The organism is Microcoleus sp. B6-A1 (assembly GCF_036705085.1).
GTDB lineage: Bacteria > Cyanobacteriota > Cyanobacteriia > Cyanobacteriales > Microcoleaceae > Microcoleus.
In genome coordinates this window covers 1-18,540 of record NZ_JAUBTU010000125.1, presented here as the reverse complement: position 1 = coordinate 18,540, position 18,540 = coordinate 1, and the positions used below count along the sequence as shown (strand labels likewise).

The 18,540-nt window shown below is 44.3% G+C and carries 22 protein-coding genes and 3 rRNA genes; 9 read left to right on the top strand and 16 right to left on the bottom strand.

The window, feature by feature from the left end:
* Positions 1 to 261 precede the first annotated feature (261 nt).
* The 4 genes from QUB11_RS28855 to QUB11_RS28840 all read right to left on the bottom strand — a co-directional run bounded on the left by QUB11_RS28855 (position 262) and on the right by QUB11_RS28840 (position 3,006).
* Positions 262 to 1,017, bottom strand: a complete 756-nt coding sequence (locus QUB11_RS28855; protein ID WP_333207035.1) for a tRNA(His) guanylyltransferase Thg1 family protein — start codon at positions 1,015 to 1,017, stop codon at positions 262 to 264.
* Positions 998 to 1,483 (bottom strand): AAA family ATPase, encoded by a 486-nt coding sequence (locus tag QUB11_RS28850; RefSeq protein WP_333207036.1) that lies wholly within the window; start codon positions 1,481 to 1,483, stop codon positions 998 to 1,000. Before QUB11_RS28850 ends, QUB11_RS28855 begins: the two co-directional genes overlap by 20 nt.
* 6 nt (positions 1,484 to 1,489) lie before the next feature.
* The gene (locus tag QUB11_RS28845) at positions 1,490 to 1,963 is read right to left on the bottom strand and encodes a TspO/MBR family protein (RefSeq protein ID WP_333207037.1); all 474 of its coding nucleotides are present in this window, start codon (positions 1,961 to 1,963) and stop codon (positions 1,490 to 1,492) included.
* A gap of 461 nt (positions 1,964 to 2,424) precedes the next feature.
* A complete protein-coding gene (locus tag QUB11_RS28840; RefSeq protein ID WP_333084571.1) occupies positions 2,425 to 3,006 on the bottom strand; it encodes a hypothetical protein in 582 nt (193 codons plus the stop codon).
* 365 nt (positions 3,007 to 3,371) lie between these two features.
* Between QUB11_RS28840 and QUB11_RS28835 the strand changes: the two genes are divergently transcribed.
* Positions 3,372 to 3,686, top strand: a complete 315-nt coding sequence (locus QUB11_RS28835) for a zinc ribbon domain-containing protein (RefSeq protein ID WP_333052014.1) — start codon at positions 3,372 to 3,374, stop codon at positions 3,684 to 3,686.
* 136 nt (positions 3,687 to 3,822) lie between these two features.
* Here QUB11_RS28835 and QUB11_RS28830 read toward each other — a convergent pair whose 3' ends face one another.
* The 3 genes from QUB11_RS28830 to QUB11_RS28820 form a co-directional block, all read right to left on the bottom strand.
* A complete protein-coding gene (locus QUB11_RS28830) occupies positions 3,823 to 4,287 on the bottom strand; it encodes a YkvA family protein (protein ID WP_333207038.1) in 465 nt (154 codons plus the stop codon).
* A 49-nt stretch (positions 4,288 to 4,336) separates the two neighbouring features.
* The gene (locus QUB11_RS28825; protein WP_333207039.1) at positions 4,337 to 5,524 is read right to left on the bottom strand and encodes an RNA-guided endonuclease TnpB family protein; all 1,188 of its coding nucleotides are present in this window, start codon (positions 5,522 to 5,524) and stop codon (positions 4,337 to 4,339) included.
* Between the two features lie 233 nt (positions 5,525 to 5,757).
* On the bottom strand, positions 5,758 to 6,057 hold the full coding sequence (locus QUB11_RS28820; protein WP_333207040.1) for a hypothetical protein: 300 nt from the start codon (positions 6,055 to 6,057) through the stop codon (positions 5,758 to 5,760).
* Positions 6,058 to 6,136: 79 nt separating this feature from the next.
* Here QUB11_RS28820 and QUB11_RS28815 point away from each other — a divergent pair, with 79 nt between their 5' ends.
* On the top strand, positions 6,137 to 6,961 hold the full coding sequence (locus tag QUB11_RS28815; RefSeq protein ID WP_333207041.1) for an NAD-dependent epimerase/dehydratase family protein: 825 nt from the start codon (positions 6,137 to 6,139) through the stop codon (positions 6,959 to 6,961).
* Positions 6,962 to 7,058: 97 nt separating this feature from the next.
* On the opposite strand, the gene QUB11_RS28810 is transcribed toward QUB11_RS28815, so the two are convergent.
* The 7 genes from QUB11_RS28810 to sufB form a co-directional block, all read right to left on the bottom strand.
* Entirely contained in the window at positions 7,059 to 7,691 is a 633-nt protein-coding gene (locus QUB11_RS28810; protein ID WP_333207042.1) for a Uma2 family endonuclease, read from the bottom strand.
* 158 nt (positions 7,692 to 7,849) lie between these two features.
* On the bottom strand, positions 7,850 to 8,278 hold the full coding sequence (locus tag QUB11_RS28805) for an Imm1 family immunity protein (RefSeq protein ID WP_333207043.1): 429 nt from the start codon (positions 8,276 to 8,278) through the stop codon (positions 7,850 to 7,852).
* The gene (locus QUB11_RS28800; RefSeq protein ID WP_333257791.1) at positions 8,278 to 8,673 is read right to left on the bottom strand and encodes a deaminase; all 396 of its coding nucleotides are present in this window, start codon (positions 8,671 to 8,673) and stop codon (positions 8,278 to 8,280) included. Before QUB11_RS28800 ends, QUB11_RS28805 begins: the two co-directional genes overlap by 1 nt.
* Before the next feature lie 188 nt (positions 8,674 to 8,861).
* Positions 8,862 to 10,124: a SufS family cysteine desulfurase gene (locus QUB11_RS28795; protein ID WP_333207045.1), complete on the bottom strand. Its 1,263-nt coding sequence runs from the start codon at positions 10,122 to 10,124 to the stop codon at positions 8,862 to 8,864.
* Positions 10,125 to 10,339: 215 nt separating this feature from the next.
* A complete protein-coding gene (sufD, locus tag QUB11_RS28790) occupies positions 10,340 to 11,674 on the bottom strand; it encodes a Fe-S cluster assembly protein SufD (protein WP_333207046.1) in 1,335 nt (444 codons plus the stop codon).
* Complete coding sequence (gene sufC, locus QUB11_RS28785) at positions 11,671 to 12,462, bottom strand: Fe-S cluster assembly ATPase SufC (protein ID WP_333051994.1); 792 nt, start codon at positions 12,460 to 12,462, stop codon at positions 11,671 to 11,673. The genes sufD and sufC overlap by 4 nt, the downstream gene beginning before the upstream one ends.
* Before the next feature lie 283 nt (positions 12,463 to 12,745).
* Entirely contained in the window at positions 12,746 to 14,188 is a 1,443-nt protein-coding gene (sufB, locus tag QUB11_RS28780) for a Fe-S cluster assembly protein SufB (protein ID WP_333207047.1), read from the bottom strand.
* 188 nt (positions 14,189 to 14,376) lie between these two features.
* Between sufB and sufR the strand changes: the two genes are divergently transcribed.
* The 7 genes from sufR (at position 14,377) to QUB11_RS28745 (ending at position 17,746) form a co-directional block, all read left to right on the top strand.
* On the top strand, positions 14,377 to 15,075 hold the full coding sequence (sufR, locus tag QUB11_RS28775; protein ID WP_333207048.1) for an iron-sulfur cluster biosynthesis transcriptional regulator SufR: 699 nt from the start codon (positions 14,377 to 14,379) through the stop codon (positions 15,073 to 15,075).
* A gap of 109 nt (positions 15,076 to 15,184) precedes the next feature.
* Complete coding sequence (locus tag QUB11_RS28770; RefSeq protein WP_333207049.1) at positions 15,185 to 15,592, top strand: hypothetical protein; 408 nt, start codon at positions 15,185 to 15,187, stop codon at positions 15,590 to 15,592.
* A gap of 209 nt (positions 15,593 to 15,801) precedes the next feature.
* Positions 15,802 to 15,918 (top strand): 5S ribosomal RNA (gene rrf, locus QUB11_RS28765).
* Between the two features lie 383 nt (positions 15,919 to 16,301).
* Positions 16,302 to 16,418: ribosomal RNA gene (gene rrf / locus QUB11_RS28760) — 5S ribosomal RNA — on the top strand.
* Between the two features lie 395 nt (positions 16,419 to 16,813).
* Positions 16,814 to 16,930: ribosomal RNA gene (gene rrf, locus QUB11_RS28755) — 5S ribosomal RNA — on the top strand.
* Positions 16,931 to 17,064: 134 nt separating this feature from the next.
* Positions 17,065 to 17,364 (top strand): type II toxin-antitoxin system HigB family toxin, encoded by a 300-nt coding sequence (locus tag QUB11_RS28750; protein WP_333207050.1) that lies wholly within the window; start codon positions 17,065 to 17,067, stop codon positions 17,362 to 17,364.
* On the top strand, positions 17,336 to 17,746 hold the full coding sequence (locus QUB11_RS28745; protein ID WP_333257790.1) for a transcriptional regulator: 411 nt from the start codon (positions 17,336 to 17,338) through the stop codon (positions 17,744 to 17,746). The genes QUB11_RS28750 and QUB11_RS28745 overlap by 29 nt, the downstream gene beginning before the upstream one ends.
* Positions 17,747 to 17,778: 32 nt before the next feature.
* Here QUB11_RS28745 and QUB11_RS28740 read toward each other — a convergent pair whose 3' ends face one another.
* Positions 17,779 to 18,198, bottom strand: coding sequence for a putative toxin-antitoxin system toxin component, PIN family (locus QUB11_RS28740; protein WP_333257788.1), 420 nt, complete (start codon positions 18,196 to 18,198; stop codon positions 17,779 to 17,781).
* Positions 18,191 to 18,418: a hypothetical protein gene (locus QUB11_RS28735; RefSeq protein ID WP_333207053.1), complete on the bottom strand. Its 228-nt coding sequence runs from the start codon at positions 18,416 to 18,418 to the stop codon at positions 18,191 to 18,193. The genes QUB11_RS28740 and QUB11_RS28735 overlap by 8 nt, the downstream gene beginning before the upstream one ends.
* Positions 18,419 to 18,540 lie beyond the last annotated feature (122 nt).

Genomic DNA, 18,540 nt, shown 5'->3' with positions numbered 1-18,540 from the left:
CCCGCCCGTCCTTTTTGGACGGGCGGGACGCCCATCCCACAAACTTGTGGAAGTTATTTAATTCTCATTCCTAAGAATTCATCAATTGCCACCGGATTTGACAAGGGGAGCATCTCAATGAAAGCAGCCCTCCGCTAGAAATTGAAGTTAGGAGTCAGGAGTCAGGAGCCAGGAGAAAAGAGTCAGAAGGAAGAAGGAAGGAGCCAGAAGAAGTATTTTTACAAATATGAGATGCTCCCTTTGACAAGATATCCTTAATGGTTAATCGCCAACATTTAAAAATTGGTAAATAAATTCTTTGTATTCCTCTTTGACGGGCAGCTCTTCATCGACTTTGAGTCGCCGCCGCACTGCCACAACTTCTTTGCCTTCGATCGGGTTATAACCTGCTTTCTCGTATTTTTCCCAATACAATCCCGTTCCCCGGCGCTGCCAAGCCGGCAGTTCGTTAAAGTTAATTCCGTTTTGAAACAGCAATTCGTTTTTGAAAGCCACCGATTGTTTGTCTAATATAACTGCTGCATTTTCACCCGTTTCGCCATTTTTTCGCAGCATCCAATAACTCCAGCCATTCAAAGCGCAGCGCGCTGCATCTGCTTGGCGCCATAGAAAATAATCTACTACTTGCGATTTGTTTGCTGCAGAACAAATGCGGCTGTCAAAACTGACTGCTGTTTGGGCGGCGCGAGTGAAAGTTGCACTGGCAATACTGGCAGAAATAGAGACAATTTTTTCTAAGCTGCGGTCAAATAAATCCCAATCTGGAGGAAACAAAACTGAGATTTCGTCACTTTCGGTATAAGCGTAAATGCCGTCTAGTTCTGACAGGAGCGCTTTGGCAGTTTCCACCATTAATTCGTGGAATTTTAAGTCGAAAGGCTTATCAAAGCTTGAGGAAGTAAATTTTGAAAAGCTGCGGCCGTCGGCGCGAATTACTGTGTGAGTTCCCGGCAATAAACGCAGGCTGTGAAAATATTCAAGCTCGCGCATTTTTTTTTCAAATGTCTGATTGTCCATGAATAACTTCCTCTGCGGGCCAGGTTTTTACTTCAAAGGTTAAGTTTTCTGCTATTCGGGCCCAAAACAGCCGTGCGAACCCTTCGCCGTAACTGGGCAATACCATTTTTTTTATAGTAGCATAAATTGCTATGTCGGGAACTTGAGATTTGCCAGATCGCTTTTGATTTCGAGCTAAACAGTCGCTGACTGTAGATTCAAAGTAGTAACCGATGATTTGGGCATTATAGGTGCGACCGATATCAATCAGCGGCTTGCGATCGAGAACTTCGGGATTGGTGTTGTCAACTGCGACGGAATGACCTGCTTGCAGTGCATTTTCAATTAATTGAATTTGTCGGCGCGATTTATTTTTATTGTTTGGCATTAAATCTTTGCTGACCAAAACGTGCGTGGCAGCTAAATAGTCGCGAAAAAATGTGCTTTTTCCCGATGCTTGCAATCCCATTAAAATGACTAATTCCATGAGAGGCTAAACATCCGCCGGATTCAGGTGCATCATTACCCAAGTGGTGTAAGTGCCGATCGGGCTCCAAAGTATGTAAGGCAGCAATAACAGGGCGGCAGGCTCGGAAACTTGCAAGACGCTTAAAGCTAGCATTACGCTTAAAATAGCGCCCGTTCCGCCGATTATTGTGCCGACTTTTAGGCTCCTAACTTTGCACATAACCGAGGTGTAAGACATAGTTACTATTTCTAAAAGCAGGTACAAACCCATTCTCAGCCAAGTCTCCTGAGTTCCTGGTTCTTTTTCCCACACAATCACTGCTGACCAAGCTGCACAAATAAAAATTACTGTCCAAATTAGGGGAATTGCTCTTTCAAATACTAGCCATCTCGGACGCTGCAAGCGGTTGAACCATTGGATGTCGCTGGGCGCGATTATGTTAGCAGCTAAAGCTACTACAAAGGCGACTCCTCCAATTACCATCCAGGATTTAATCATTTTTTTACCTTGGGCGAGGTTGACAGGTTCAATTCTGCAGATATTATCTCTAATTTGGGCGATCGCGCAATCTGTCCCTAGTTATACTAGATTGAACCCAGTCGCGAAACCCAACATGAGTTTAAAAGTTATTTAGACTTCTGGGAAACGTTAATTTATTCTCTTCACTTCCCCTTCATAATATAAAAAATGTGACAATCAAGCATCCAGGATACCCGCCACGTGATTCATTCCTTCGCAGACTCAGGATCCAGAAATAAAAAACCTGTATCCGATGAAACTTGCCGAACGTATTTATCTGTGGGGTCAATGCTTCAATTCTAAAATCTAAAATCTAAAATCTAAAATCGATTGACTCTTGCTTCCTCCCCTTGACAAGGGGAGGGATCGAGTCTGCTTTTTAGTAAAATTTACCAGTAAATTGAACAAAAAGTCTCTTAGCCTTTCAAAAAAATCGGCTACTAGCCGAGGCGGTGATGCTGTTCTAATTCTAAACTAGAGTCATCCTCTTTTTTCGGAACCAGAAGCGTATTTTCGCTGCTCGGTTGCAACACGGCTTTAATCACTTGAAGAAAACGGTTAGGCTTTTTGGTTTGACCGTTGAGAGTGCGCCGGTCTTGCACTTTTTTAGAAAGGTGCCTCATCACAGATAAATCGAGTTCATCGATGAAATGGTCTGCTATACGTTCTCCCATTAAATCAATAGCTTCAGCATACTGATCGGTTAGCGTTTCTATGGCATCGTATGCTTCGTCAGCAACTTGACTTGCTACTGTTTTATTTTGGTCGCCCGGTGTCTGGGAATGGCTGCGGCGCCGGTCTAAAAGGCTTTGGTAATCGGCAATGCTCATTCCCAAATTGTAGAGATGGTGGTGAGCGTGATCCATCAAATCTACTTCACTGGGATAGAAGAAACCACGAGTGCTGTTGATGCCGTGCAGTTTTGCCCAACGCCGCAGAGTTGTTTCATCTTGCAGTTGGTATCGCTCCAACATTTGAGCTGTGTTCAGCTCTACTTCTGGCGTAACTTTGAAATCGCTCATCGGTAAATCCTCGCTGGTGAGTAAATAAATAAAATTGAAACTTAGAATCTGTGATTGGCGTACAGTCTGAAAATGACGATCGATCCTTTGACGGCATTCACGGAAGTCTTGCGGGCATTTGCTGTCGATCGTGCGATCGTGCGATCGAGTCAGAGGATTTCAGGGTAGGGTACTTTTGGGCTGTGTCTCGATCGCATCCGGGAGCAAGCACACAGGGTTAATAATATAGCTGATTTAAGGTTTCAACAACCGTTAAAAATAGTAAAGTTTGATTCTTAGGGTTGAATTTTTAGTAATGTTGAGCTATAATATTCTCAATAACCGTGCAATTAGTAATTTTAGTAGTTGCAAACGAGATTCTTAGTATGCCTGTATACGATTATTTGTGTCCCGAAAACAACCAGCAGTTAGAAGTTTGGCACAGCATGAACCTGGAAGTTTCGACTTGGGGCCAACTGTGCGAGTTGGCTAAGCGCGAACCCGGGGAGACTCCCGCAGATGCTCCAGTACGCCGACTGCTGAGCGCTCCGAGGTTGATGAAGCCGACATCGGACACTGATTATAAAAATCAGGGCTTCAGCAAGTACGTGAAGCGGGATGAAGGGGTTTATGAAAATGTCACGGCTAAGGATGGTGAAAGCCGTATTGTCAATCGAGATGGCAAGCCGATTAAAGACTGAACTCGGTAATTGGTAATTGGTAATCGGTAATTGGTAATTATTCCTAATGACTAATGACTACTGACTAATGACTAATGACTAATGACTACTGACTACTGACTACTGACTACTGACTACTGACTACTGACTTCTAATATTATTTGCCAAACCAATCTTTCATTTTTTGTTTTGCTTGTTCTTTAGTATCAGCATTAATGTATACTGAAACAGTAGCTATTGCCGCCAGCAATACTCCTAAATCATCGGTAAATCCGATGCCGACTAATATATCTGGAATGGCATCAACAGGAGATATAAAATAGGTCAAAGCTCCAACTACAACTCCTTTTGCCCAAGCAGGCACGTTTGGGTTATGGGCCGTATAGTAGAGAATCAAAGCTTTTTCAACTACTTCTCTTCCTGCGGTTAAAGCAAAGTTTTTAAGTTTAGCCCAAAAACTTTCATCTGAATAGTTAATTTGGGGGTTGCTGAGGTGTGTTGTGGTTTCTCTTCGGTCGATCACATCGAGAGGAATGCCCTTAGTTTTAAGCTGGTAAACAGCAGAATTGAAAGATGCTGAAACCTGATTTTTATTGGGCGCGGCCTCCCGTATTTGTTTCATGTCTGCGTTGACATCCACCCCGCCCTATAAGGGCGAGGATTCCTAAGACTCACGACTTAGGTTTCTGCTTCTGTCCCCTAGGGAGTTTCGCACCAGCCTTAACAGATTTACTCTGTTGGGGTCTTACAGTCGCTCCACAGACTGAAACGGCAAGCCCTGCCGCCAAAATGTTCTTCGCCGCATTGATATCACGATCATGGTGCGTCCCACAACTAGGACAATCCCATTCCCGAATATTCAACGGCAACTTGTCAACGATGTGTCCGCAATTTCCACATCGTTTAGAACTCGGAAACCAGCGGTCAATCTTAACTAAAGTGCGACCATACCAATCACACTTGTAGTCAAGTTGTCTGACCAATTCGCCCCAACTTGCATCACTTATAGAAGCGGCAAGTTTGGGGTTTTTAATCATATTCTTCACAGCTAAGTCTTCTACGGCGATGGTTTGGTTTTCACGCACCAACCGCGTCGTTAACTTGTGAAGATAGTCTTTTCTTGCATCAGTAATTTGTTGATGCACTTTCGCTACTTTGAGCCGTGCTTTGTAACGGTTATTTGATCCCTTTTGCTTACGGATTAAAGCTTTCTGCGCTCTTCTGAGCTTGCGATACTTTGTCTTAAATCCTTTGGGATTGGCAATCTTTTCACCAGTGCTTAAAGCAAGCAAGCTTGTAATTCCCAAGTCAATACCGACTTGATCACCTGTTTTGGGTAACTTTTCAATTTCAACATCTACCAGCAGAGAAACTGACCACCTGCCTGATGGTGCAAGCTTTACTGTAATAGTTGATGGTGTCGCACCATTAGGTAATGTCCGGCTCCAGCGAATTGGCAATGCTTGGGTGCTTTTTGCTAGGTAGACTTGTCCATCCCTAAATTTGAACGCTGACTTAGTGAATTCTGCACTACCACCATTGCGTTTCTTTTTGAAGTTAGGATATTTTGCCCGTCCATCAAAAAAGTTGGTATAAGCCGCTTGTAAATGTCTCAAGCATTGTTGCAATGGCACGCAGCTAACTTCGTTAAGAAAATCTAGTTCTTCAGTTTTCTTCCATTCGGTTAACATTGAAGAAGTCTCAGCATACCCTACCCGTTTCTGTTCTGTGTACCAAGCTTCAGTTCTTACTGCTAAAGCACGGTTGTAGACTAAACGGGCGCAACCCAAAGTACGTCGCAACAAACTTTCTTGTTCTGGCGTTGGGTAGAATCGGTAGCTGAAGGCTTTTAATGTCATATTTACCTTAAATGTGCTGCTTTACATAATAGCACGTCTTATGTGAAATAGTACGTCTTAACAAATATCTATGTAAAGCCGTCCTACAAGGACGGGGTTTCAGACCCATTTTCCTTGATGAATTCCTGCATGGCTTGGATTTGCAAGTCGGAAACCGCTAGCAGTTTTTTGGCTGATTGGATCGCTTCGTTTTCTGCGGGATGCAGCGTCTTATTTGCCCCAGCAATGTTAATTTAAAAATACATCACTCCCAAACGCAGCGGTTCTTCTGACTGGCTGAGTGTTTGCAAACAGTCGCTGAGTGATGGGGGACTGGCTGTGTAGGATTGGATTTGAGTTTTTGCAGAGTCAGAAAATTTGTCTAAATTTATGGTTTTAAACAACAAATCTAGTTCGTCAATATCAACGGAACCATCCGCGGCTGCGATCGCAAACAAAGAACCATAAAAAGCTAAAAGTTCGCTTTCTGAGGATGTGGCAAAAATATCTCTCTCGGACACGATGCTACTCCGATCGATAACGACGCTTTGCATTTTACCACAAAAGTCAGCGGGCCATGATTGCAGAAACCGGCAATAATTTGAGAGAGCATGACACAATGGAGAATTTTTTATGAAAGTTGCGATCGTCGGCTGCGGCTATGTGGGTACTGCGACAGCCAAACATTTACGCCACAAATCTGATTGTACCGTGACGGCGACAACTACCACGGCGACGCGAGTAGTTGAGTTGGAGGGAGTCGCGCAGCGGGTAGCCGTGATCAAAGGAAATGACAAAGATGCAATGACGGCTGTACTGCAAGAACAAGATGCTGTTATGCTGTGCGTCGGTGCTCCAAATCCTCATACTTATCGGGAAAGTTATATAGATACTGCGACAACTTTAGTATCGGTTTTACAGCAGATACCGACAGTAAAGCAGGTTATTTATACGGGTACTTATTCTGTGTATGGCGATCGCCAAGGTGAATTGGTAAATGAAGAATCCCCCGTCGCGCCTGCTAATCCAAACGGTGAAATTCTCGCAGAAACAGAACAGGTTTTATTAGCAGCATCTAGTCCCAATCTTCAAGTCTGCATTCTCCGTTTGGGAGGAATTTATGGGCCAGGGCGAGAATTAGTTAAAATCTTTAGAGGCTGGGCTGGGAGCACTCGTCCCGGTAGGGGTGAAGATGCTACTAATTGGGTGCATCGAGATGATATTGTTGGGGGGTTAACCTTTGCTTTGGAAAATCGATTGCAGGGAATTTACAATTTAGTCGGGGATGTGTCGCTATCCAGTGGTGAATTACTCGATCGCATTTTTGAAGCTAATAATTTGCCTAAAGTTTCTTGGGATGGAAGTCCTAGCGTGCGGCCTTATAATGCTAGGGTGTCGAATCAAAAGATTAAGGCGGCTGGTTATCAGTTTGTTTATCCTGAAATTAGGGAGTTTTAGTTGGGCGATCGCTCTTTTGTTAAACCGCATATTTTTCACAGGCGGGACGCCCGTGCCACAATGAACGCGGATGGACGAAAGGGCGATATTCACCGCTTTAGATTTTTTCCCTAACCCAAATTCTAAATGATTTCAGTAATGCAATTTCTCCCATTGTTTTAGTCTGCTCAAAAAACCTACTCATTTCTGTTGATGATAAAAAGGGAAAAGCAATACTGAAATTGCATTCAACATACTCCTCGGAAGCTAACTGATAAAATTTTAAAACTCGCCCGTTATATCTCCAGAGTTCGGGTACGCCAAGTGCCGAGTAAATTCCTGACTTATTAATTGAACTGCTGGTAATATCTATTTCAATTGCCAAGTCGGGCGGTGGGGCAGTTTCTAAGTCTAGTTCTTGCCTGCCTCTGACTGCTGGTTCACTTTGAATATAATAACAATTGTCAGGTTCTATACCCTTTTTAGCCTGTTCTTGCTTGAGAGTCATTGAGCCAGCACTTTTGATTTCAATGCCGAGTTCTTCTGCTAAAATGAAAATGAAGCGATCGGACTGAATCTTGGGATTTTCATGTTCGTATAAAGGACTCATAATTTCCAACATCCCGTTATCATAAGCTATGCGATAACCTCGGCGATTGCCTATTTCTTTGAGCAACGTTTCAAAGGTTGACCAGCTAATGTTTTCTAGCAGTGTTCTCTGTTCGGCTAAACTTGAAGTAGTAGCAATCATCTCAAAATCTCCTTGAGCTGAGAAAACTCTAGTTTTATTTTACCACAGGCCCAGATACTATCAAAAAGGGGGTTCTTTTTTTGAACCGCAGATGCAGGCGGATAGACGCGGATGAACGCGGATGTCAGAAAGGGCGATCGCAATTCACTTAGGTTGTGTTAAATCTTATTTGATGACACCGCGAATTCTTTCTCTTCTTCCCAAGACAGTGATATTTGAAGTTGTCCTGATACTGTAAATGTTTGAGCGGCCAACAGGGCCGTCTCTAAATTTACACACATCCTGGCAGAATAATTACCTTCTTGTCCGCCGACAACTAGCTTTTCTATTGCATCTGGTTTTGATGGATCTACTAAATTATGGAAGCTAACGTTATCAAAAGTTACGTTAACAATATATTTGCCGGATTCGCCGCCACCAATGCTCATATAACACTCGTCATCTGCACCCAAGGTAACTAAAGTTTTAGTTTTCCCATTTAACTCGCGGATGGCTTGTTCTATTTGACTCCAAGTAGGACTTTCTATTAAGTCACCTTCATCCTGGTTGCCCACCCAATTTTCTGCTGATAGGTTTAACACAAACATTATCGCCTCCTTGTATTTGGGGGTTTAACGGTTATTGTTTTACTTCCATTGGGAGTAATAATTTCTAATTCTTCTATATTTAACTGCCAAGCCATAGAGTTTACTCCACCTCTTAAGCCGCAGGCTGCACAAAGTTCGCGATCGCAAATCAAACGTGCTTTACCTCCTCTAATTCCCGCATCGGCTGCTTGTTGAAAAGCATCGGCTTCAGCGTGGGTTTTGGTGATAGGATTGACATTAAAGGTTATTTGCCGACGATTGGGGTTGCTGCCAGAGTTGATGCCAAAAAAACTTTGACCCGCTATTTCTAGTTTAGCTATGGTTGATTTATCGGTTTCGCTGCCAGCCATTGGTAAACCTAGGCTTTGTCTATATGAACCTAGTTCATCAAACACACTTTGTATTTTTGCCTTTCCTTTGGGTTGACAGCCCAATTTTACCACATTGCGTTCGGGTTTTGGGATTTGGGATTGTGATCGCTCTCTTCTTCATCCGCGTTCATCAGCGTCTATCCGCCTGCATCTGCGGTAAAAAAAAGGGCGATCGCTTCTCAATTTCTACCCGCGCACCATCACCCACCAAATTATCCCATAATCCCCGCAAAAAAGTCGATCGTCTCTTTCAACGCTTTCACAAACACATCAATCTCCTCGCGAGTATTGTAAAAATACAAACTCGCCCGCGCCGTAGATGAAACGTTCAAATAGCGGTGCAAAGCTTGCGTGCAGTGATGCCCGGAACGAATCGCGACTCCCTCCTGATCTAACATGGTAGACAAGTCTTGAGGGTGAATTTCTCCGGCGGTAAATGCCGCTAATGCAGCCCTACCTTCACCGTTGCTGTCTGGTTGTGGCCCGTAAATTTTGATTTCGGGAATTTGCCGCAATTGTTGGAACATATAAGCATTCAATTCTGCTTCGCAAGCGTGAATCTTATCCATGCCAATGTTACTAAGATAATCGATTGCTGCACCGAGGGCGATCGCCTCTCCGATTGCAGGCGTGCCGGCCTCAAATTTGTGCGGCAAATCGGCATAGGTGGAATAATCTAGAAACACGTCAGCAATCATCTCGCCGCCGCCGAAAAACGGAGGCATTTCTCTCAGCAAGTCCAGTTTACCGTACAGAAAACCGATGCCAGTCGGAGCGCACATTTTGTGACCGGAAGCAACCAGCCAATCGCAATCTATTGCTTGCACGTCTACTATCATGTGCGGCACGCTTTGGCAAGCATCTATTAAAACTCTTGCGCCGAAACTGTGGGCAATTTTGCAGATTTCTTTGACTGGACTGATGCAGCCCAAAGTATTAGAAACGTGAACGGTTGACACCAATTTAGTTTTATGGGAAATCAGCGTTTTAAACTGTTCCAAATCAAACTCGTTAGTTTCCGTTAACTCGACAAACTTCAGCACCGCACCGGTTCTTTGAGCCATCATTTGCCAGGGAACGAGATTGCTGTGGTGTTCCATCACCGACAGGATAATTTCATCTCCGGCTTGCAGATTGCTCAAACCCCAAGAATAAGCAACCAAATTAATCGCTTCGGTGGCGTTGCGAGTGTAAACAATTTCTTGCCGCGACGCGGCATTGACAAAAGCAGCAACTTTGTCTCTAGCACCTTCGTAAGCATCAGTGGCTTTGGCACTGAGAGTGTGAGCGCCACGGTGGACGTTTGCATTGTATTGTCCGTAGTAATCACGCCAAGCGTTGAGCACAGCTAGGGGTTTTTGAGAAGTAGCTGCATTGTCTAAATAAACTAGCGGTTTACCGTTAACTTTTTCATTCAAAATAGGGAAGTCGCCGCGAACTTTTGATGCAAGTGTTTTTTCTTGAATAAGTGTCATAAATTTCAGGAGTTAGTATTGTTGTGAAACAGGATATTAGGGCTATTGTCCAAGTCGGATATCCCCCTAAATCCCCCTTATTAAGGGGAGTAGGGGTTGACTTTGAGAATACTCTTGTCCCCCCCCCTTATTAAGGGGAGTAGGGGTTGGCTAGGGGGGATCTCCGGGTTGGATTACAAAGTTTGAAAACACCCCCCAGTCTGTTGCTAATTCTTTTATCCTTGGATAGCGACGCAGGTAGAAAGCATTTTCGCCACCCCAAGAATCGGTAATTGATTGAGCATTTCCGCCGCAAAAGCATCGATTAGCAAATAGCGACTTCTTTCTAAATCCAAACCGCGACTTTGCAAGTAGAAAAGTTCATCATCTTCTAATTGACTGACTGTTGCACCGTGGGAACATTTAACGTTGTCGGCGACAATTTCCAACTGTGGTTTGGTGTCTACGCGAGCTCTTGGCGACAACAACAAATTCCGGCTCAATTGTCCGGCATCTGTCAATTGTGCCGCTTTGCGAACGAAAACTTTGCCGTTAAATACAGCGCGAGCTTTGTTACCGATAATGCACTTGTGCAATTGGCGGCTTGTACCGTGGGGGTGATTGAAATCGATTAAACTGTGAGTGTCTGATAACTGTTCGCCAAAGGCTACAGTTAAACCATTTAGAGTTGTTTCAGTGGCTTCGCCGCGCTGAAATACTTCTAAATTGTGCCGCGATATTTTGCCTCCCAAACTGATAGCATGACAAGTGTAACGGCTATTACGAGATTGCTCGATCGCACTTTTGCCGATATGAACAACCTCCCCACCTTCCCGCTGAAGCCGAACGTGGTTCACAGTGGCGTTTTCGCCGACAATAACATCCGTTACAGCATTAGTAAATGCAGCGACATTACCGATAGTTGCGTAATCTTCAACCAGCGTGACATTGCTTCCAGGCTCAGCTATGACCAAGCAGTGTGGCTGGGACATCGTGGGAGATGCACCTGGCGCTGTCAGGAACAGCAAGTGAATCGGAAGTTCGATCAACATATTGGCCGGCACGAACACCACCGCAGAATCCGCCAAACCCGCAGTATTCAGCGCGGTAAACACCTCAGTTTGCTGTCTGTGCTTGCTCAAAACATCGCTGATGCGCCCTTGATATTTTTCGGGTACATTGGATAGATTACCTGCGTAAAAGTCGATCGGCAAATTCGGCAAATTCACCGTTGATAAATCCGGTGCATAAAAACCGTTGACAAATACCAATCTTAATGGTAAATCATCCCGATTTTTCACTGGCATAATGATATCAGCCAGCTTAACTTTTGACTGATTGCTCTGGGGTATATGAAAAGGAATTTGCAACACCGACGACAAATCAGTAAAGCGCCATTCTTCATCCCTCACCGTCGGAAAAGTCGAAGAAAGCACGTATTGAGTCGCCACATCCCGCAAATCCTGCAACCCGTAAGCAGAACTTTCGTTATTAGCTGCGCCCAACTTGCCGCACTGATTCACCAAATCAGTCAAAAACATTTCCCTACTAGCAACTTGCGTATTCATCATCGCGCGCCTACTCCTGCTGCTTCCTCTTCCACAACCCAGTCATAACCGCGCTCTTCCAATTCCAGCGCCAACTCTTTCGGGCCAGTCAAGATAATTCTGCCCGCTTCCATGACGTGAATAAAATCAGGAATAATGTAATTCAGCAACCGCTGATAGTGAGTAATCACCAACATCGAATTCTCAGCAGTTGACAACTGATTCACACCGCCGGCGACAATCTTGAGAGCATCGATATCCAAACCCGAATCAGTCTCGTCCAAAATAGCTAATTTCGGTTCCAACAAAGCCATTTGCAAAATTTCATTCCGCTTTTTCTCGCCACCGGAAAAACCCTCATTAACACTGCGGCCTAAAAAAGAATCATTCATCTTGACAATATCCAGCTTGTCCTCGATTAAATCTTGGAAATCAAAAGCATCCAATTCTTCCAAGCCGCGATGTTTGCGGTGAGCATTGTAAGCCACGCGCAAGAAATCCAGATTGCTAACGCCGGGAATTTCTAAAGGATATTGGAAAGCTAGGAACACGCCAGCTAAAGAGCGTTCTTCCGGCGCTAATTCCAGCAAATTTTGACCCAGAAAAGTAACTTCTCCGCCCGTTACTGTATAAGCAGGATGGCCTGCTAATATCTTGGATAAAGTGCTTTTTCCCGAACCGTTCGGGCCCATAATCGCGTGAATTTCACCCGATTTAATTTCCAGATTCAAACCCTTAAGGATTTGGGTATCTTCCACATTCGCAGTTAAATCGCGGACGGATAGCACCACTTGACTATTTTCAACAATCATCTATTTTTGTCCTTTTCCTCAATGCAGTTTACAGTTTTTTCTTTCTTGTTTCTAGGCTGTGCCGATTGGTGAGAATTTAACGTTAAACCGATAGTCCGCCAGGGAATGAATTCCCTGTCTCAAAGCTAAAGTCCTCTGAAGAGGACTGAGAAGAAAAATTTTAAACTCATTAGTCCTGTTTAGAGGAGTTTAGCTATTAGCCAAGGAATTCATTCCCTGGCGGACGGGGAGCTTAAGTTGTCACCGATGGACTCGGCCTGGAAGGGTTTATCGGTCGCGAAAATTATCCGACACTTCCTTCCAGTTTCAGACTCAACAGCTTATCAGCTTCCGCCGCAAATTCCATCGGTAACTGATTGAAAACATCTTTACAGAAACCGCTAATCATCATCGAAATAGCATTTTCTGCGGAAATTCCCCGCTGTGCGAAGAAGAACAATTGCTCTTCCCCAATCTTAGAAGTAGAAGCTTCGTGTTCCACTTTAGCAGTATGGTTCTGCACTTGAATATAAGGGAAAGTATTCGCTTGAGCGTTGTCGCCAATCAGCATGGAATCGCACTGAGAGTAATTACGAGAGCCTTTAGCATTCAGCCCCATTTTTACCAAACCGCGATAGCTGTTGGATGAATTTCCCGCAGAAATGCCCTTAGAAATAATCGTGCTGCGAGTGTTTTTGCCAACGTGGATCATTTTGGTTCCGGTGTCAGCTTGCTGTTTGTTGTTTGTCAACGCTACCGAGTAGAATTCGCCTACTGAGTTATCACCGACTAACACGCAACTGGGATATTTCCAAGTAATCGCGGAACCGGTTTCTACTTGTGTCCAAGAAATCTTAGAATTGACTCCTTGACACAAACCCCGTTTCGTCACGAAGTTGTAAATGCCGCCTTTGCCGTTGGCGTCGCCGGCGTACCAGTTTTGCACTGTGGAGTATTTGATATCGGCATTGTCCATTGTTACCAATTCGACTACGGCGGCGTGCAGTTGATTGGTGTCAAACATCGGCGCGGTGCAGCCTTCTAGGTAAGATACAGAACTGTTTTCTTCTGCAACAATTAGGGTGCGCTCGAACTGGCCGGAATCTCCGTTGTTGATGCGGAAATAGGTTGACAATTCCATTGGGCATTTGACGCCTTTGGGAATGTAAACAAAGGAACCGTCGCTGAATACGGCGGAGTTGAGGGCTGCGAAAAAGTTGTCGCCGACTGGTACGACGCTGCCGAGATATTTTTCTATTAGTTCGGGATAATCTTTGACGGCTTCTGAAATGGAACAGAAAATAACACCATCTTTGGCTAACTTTTCTCTAAATGTTGTGGCAATTGAAACGCTGTCGAAAACGGCATCGACGGCAACATTTCCGAGCCGCTTTTGTTCGGAGAGGGGAATGCCGAGTTTCTCGAAGGTTTCTAGCAGTGTCGGGTCTACTTCGTCCAAACTGTTGAGCTTTTTGGGCTTTTGTTTGGGCGCGGAATAGTAGATAATTTGTTGGTAGTCGATCGCGGGATAGTTGACGTGGGGCCAGGTGGGCTCGGTCATTGTCAGCCACTTCCGGTATGCTTTGAGGCGGAATTGCAGCATGAATTCCGGTTCGTTTTTCTTGGCGGAAATCAGGCGGACTACATCTTCGCTCAAGCCGCGGGGGATGGTGTCTGACTCGATGTCGGTGACGAAACCGTATTTATACGGCTGGTTGACTAAGGTTTTGACTGTGGTAGAACTCATTATTTTGCGTGTTCAGTGTTCTAGATAATGCTCTCTGGATGGCAGACGGGGCAATGCCTGTCTGGGCTTGAGCGAGTTCTGCTGGACTGCTCTGGGAAGTTAAACAACAGATTTGTTGCTTTACTATATTTTAAGCTACATTAACAATAGTGATATTGTCAAAGTCAAATTAATAATTTTTTGTGAAGATGATGGAGACTACTCAGCAGACTTCCACGAAACAAGACATCCTGCAATATTTGCTCAAGGGGGGGCAGGGGACGGCTCTTGAGTTGGCGGAGTCTTTGGATATCAGTCCGCAGGCGATTCGCCGTCACTTGAAGGATTTGGAAGCGGAGGGGCTGATTCAGTATCAGTCGGTTCAGGCTGGGATGGGGCGGCCGCAGCACATTTATGAGCTTACCAGTCAGGGGCGCGATCGATTCCCGAATCGTTACGGTGATTTTGCTGTCTCTTTTCTGGATACGTTGGCGGAAACCGTCGGCCGCGAGCAAGTGATTACTATCTTGCAAAAACAGTGGCAGCGCAAGGCGACGGAGTATCGGCGGCTGGTGGGTGCGGGTTCGCTGCAAGAGAGGGTGACTAAGTTAATGGAACTCCGCAGGGCTGAAGGTTATATGGCTGAGTGTTATCCTGTAGAATCTGTAGAGGTTGGGATGTGCGATCGCGCTGGTTTGGGCGATCGATTTGTGTTGATGGAACACAATTGCGCGATTTCTAATGTTGCTGAAACTTTTCCGAGTGTCTGCGGTAATGAGTTGGAAATGTTTGCAGCGGTTTTGCCGGATTGTATTGTGGAGCGGACTCACTGGATTATTGATGGGGAACACCGCTGCGGTTATTTGATTGCAAGGAAGAAGGAAGAAGTTCGGCAACGGATTTTGTAACGGATGTAACGGATGTCACGGATGAAAGTTCGACAACGGATGAGTGTAACGGATGTCACGGATGTCAGGGATTACCAATTACCGATTAGCAATTACCAATTTTTAATATATGGAACCGCTAGCAGATTTTTTAAAGCCGGAAGAGTGTGCGGAAGTTGATATGGCGCTGCTGTCGTCGAAGGAAAAGTTTTCGGCGCGGGTGGCAATTTATGCTTTGAGGGTGCTCAAGCAAATTGCTGGGGAGACTGGGAAGCCGATGGCTGAGGTGACTAATGGACAGGTGATGGATTGGATTAAGAATGATGAGAGTATTAAAGGGTCGATCGAACTTGATGCTAGTTTTGAAAACTTTTTTACGAATTTGGTAATTGCGTCTTTGCGGCCTCTGAGGCAAATTGCGACAGAATCTGAAAGCCCGATCGAACAATTAACAGTTAAGCAGGTTGTGGCGTGGTTTGTGAAGGACGGGAAGATTCGCAGAGAACAGGGAACCGAGGCGGCTTTTTTGGACTTGTGAGTTAAAGGTCGATCGCTCCCACTGGCAAATAATACGTCAAACTCGGCTATTGGGGGCGGTTTCGGGCGATCGAAAAAAAACTTTTGACAAAGGGGTTGACAGACTAGGGAAAACTTGATAAGGTAATTAAGTCGAGCGAAAGAGATGCAGCGCATCAAACTTAGCATTAAGCTAAACGCAGACACAGGATTAAAAGTTTGAAAAGCTTTCCTGGTGCTTATGATGTAATGGAACCACTCCGATCCATCCCGAACTCGGTTGTTAAACGTTGCTATGGCGAAGATACTCGGCGGGTCACTGCCCGGTAAAATAGCTCAGTGCCAGGTTAATAATAAATTAAAGCTCTTTTCCCGCAACAACGGAAAAGGGCTTTAGTTTTTTGGTGAGTTATTAAGCATCTACACCACAGCAAGTCTGGGGTCATTTGTAGAAATCTCAATATTCTGGGCCAGGAACAGATTTTGGGTCGATCGAACTTGATGCAAGTTTTGAAAACTTTTTTACGAATTTGGTAATTGCGTCTTTGCGGCATGAGAGGCAAATTGTGACAGAAGCTCGGCTATTGGGGGGGGTTTCGGGCGATCGAAAAAAAGTTTTGACAAAGGGGTTGACAGCCTAGGGAAAACTTGATAAGGTAATTAAGTCGAGCAAAAGAGATGCAGCGCATCAAGCTTAATGCAGACACAGGATTAAAAGTTTTCAAAGCTTTCCTGGTGCTTATGATGTAATGGAACCACTCCGATCCATCCCGAACTCGGTTGTTAAACGTTGCTATGGCGAAGATACTCGGCGGGTCACTGCCCGGTAAAATAGCTCAGTGCCAGGTTAATAATAAATTAAAGCTCTTTTCCCGCAACAACGGAAAAGGGCTTTAATTTTTTGGTGAGTTATTCGTCATCTACACAACAGCAAGTCTTGGGCCATTTGTAGAAATCTCAATATTCTAGGCCAGGAACAGATTTTGGGTCGATCGAACTTGATGCAAGTTTTGAAAACTTTTTTACGAATTTGGTAATTGCGTCTTTGCGGCATGAGAGGCAAATTGCGGCAGAAGCTCCGCTATTGGAGGCTGTTTCGGGCGATCGAAAAAAAATTTTGACTTTGGGGTTGACAGACTAGGGAAAACTTGATACAGTAATTAAGTCGAGCGAAAGAGATGCAGCGCATCAAGCTTAGAATTAAGCTAAACGCAGACACAGGATTAAAAGTTTTCAAAGCTTTCCTGGTGCTTATGATGTAATGGAACCACTCCGATCCATCCCGAACTCGGTTGTTAAACGTTGCTATGGCGAAGATACTCGGCGGGTCACTGCCCGGTAAAATAGCTCAGTGCCAGGTTAATAATAAATTAAAGCTCTTTTCCCGCAACAACGGAAAAGGGCTTTAGTTTTTGCGGACTTACAGATGTTTATAATATGACAAATGCGTAAGTCCAGAACAAAATCTGGTGTAGTTGGGAAAACAAGGGTGAAATGCGTGTTATCAGCCGAAAAATCCTGCGAGATTTCTGTGAAAGCCATGCGGATTCCTGCGATGCACTTTATGACTGGTATAGAGTTTCAAGTAAAGCGGAATGGCAGAACCTAATTGATGTTCAGCAGATTTATCCAAAAGCTGAGTCAGTCGGAAATTTTACTGTATTTAATATTAAGGGAAATCGATATCGGCTGATTGTTGATTTGGTTTATGTTTCTCAAAGAATCTACATCAAATATGTTCTGACTCACGCTGAGTATGATAAGGATGAGTGGAAAAATGATCCGTACTTTTGATGCAAAATCTTATACAGATTTACTTGTTCGGTATCAACCAAAACCGATCGCAAATGAGGCAGAAAACGAGGCCGCGATCGCTCTCGCTTGCGAACTGGAACACCGCCCTATGCGATCGCTGGAGGAAGAGCTATTTCTGGAGCTTTTGATAACGCTGATTGAAAAATTTGAATCTGAAAATTATCCGATTCCTGCAGGAAATGCTGGTTCAATGTTGCAACATTTAATGGATGCGAGAAATTTGGACAAATCTGATTTGATTCCTGTTTTGGGAAGCGAAACAGATGTTGATAAAGTTTTTGTTAGCGGAAGGGCGATCGAAATAGATGAAGCCAGAAAATTAGCCGATTTTTTCCACGTTGATATTAATTTGTTTCTCTAATCGCGATCGGTAACTCGTATTCCAAATCAAAACTACTCAGGTTCGATCGTCTTCAAAAACTCGTCTGCTGTGATTACTACCACACCACGAAATGGGTGCAATACGAGCAAATCCCTGTCACCAGTGATGATATAGTTCGCTTCTCCATTTAATGCCAACTCCAAAACCTTGTCATCTTTTGGATCGCGACACTCTTGCACCTTCTCAATTATCTCTACTAGAACTGCCCTGTCCACCAAGGCTGCTAAAAATTCCTCCCTTTCTTCACTTGTGACATACCGATTAAATTTTTCGCGACCCAATACCTCATTCAATTCTTCTAGCAGTTCAAGTGATAGTAACACCTCTCCGTTTGCTAAAGCATATCGAAGGGCGCGATCGGGTTTACTGTTGTCAAACAGAATCGCACTGATGATTGCATTTGTATCAAAAACGTAGCGCATCTTACTCATCAAAAAGAATTGAATCCAAAATTTCTGGGGTCAATCCTCGCGATTGAGCATTCCGACTCATCTCACTCATTACCTCCTCTAGGGGTCTTTTGCGTCGAATTGCATCACTAAGTTTTAGGCTAAGTAATGCCTCTAATTTACGACGCTCTTCTTCGGAAGCAGCCTCAAATAGCTTAGCAACTTCAGTATTAACGCGAATTGCGATCGTTTTGGTTTGCATGATGGTTATGTGATGTTTTAATGACTGTTTTCAAATAAGCTAGAATGTAAGGATTCAGGTCTTTGATTAAGGAATGAGAGAAGGCATGGAAAAGTTACAAGTATGGGCAAATATCGCATCAC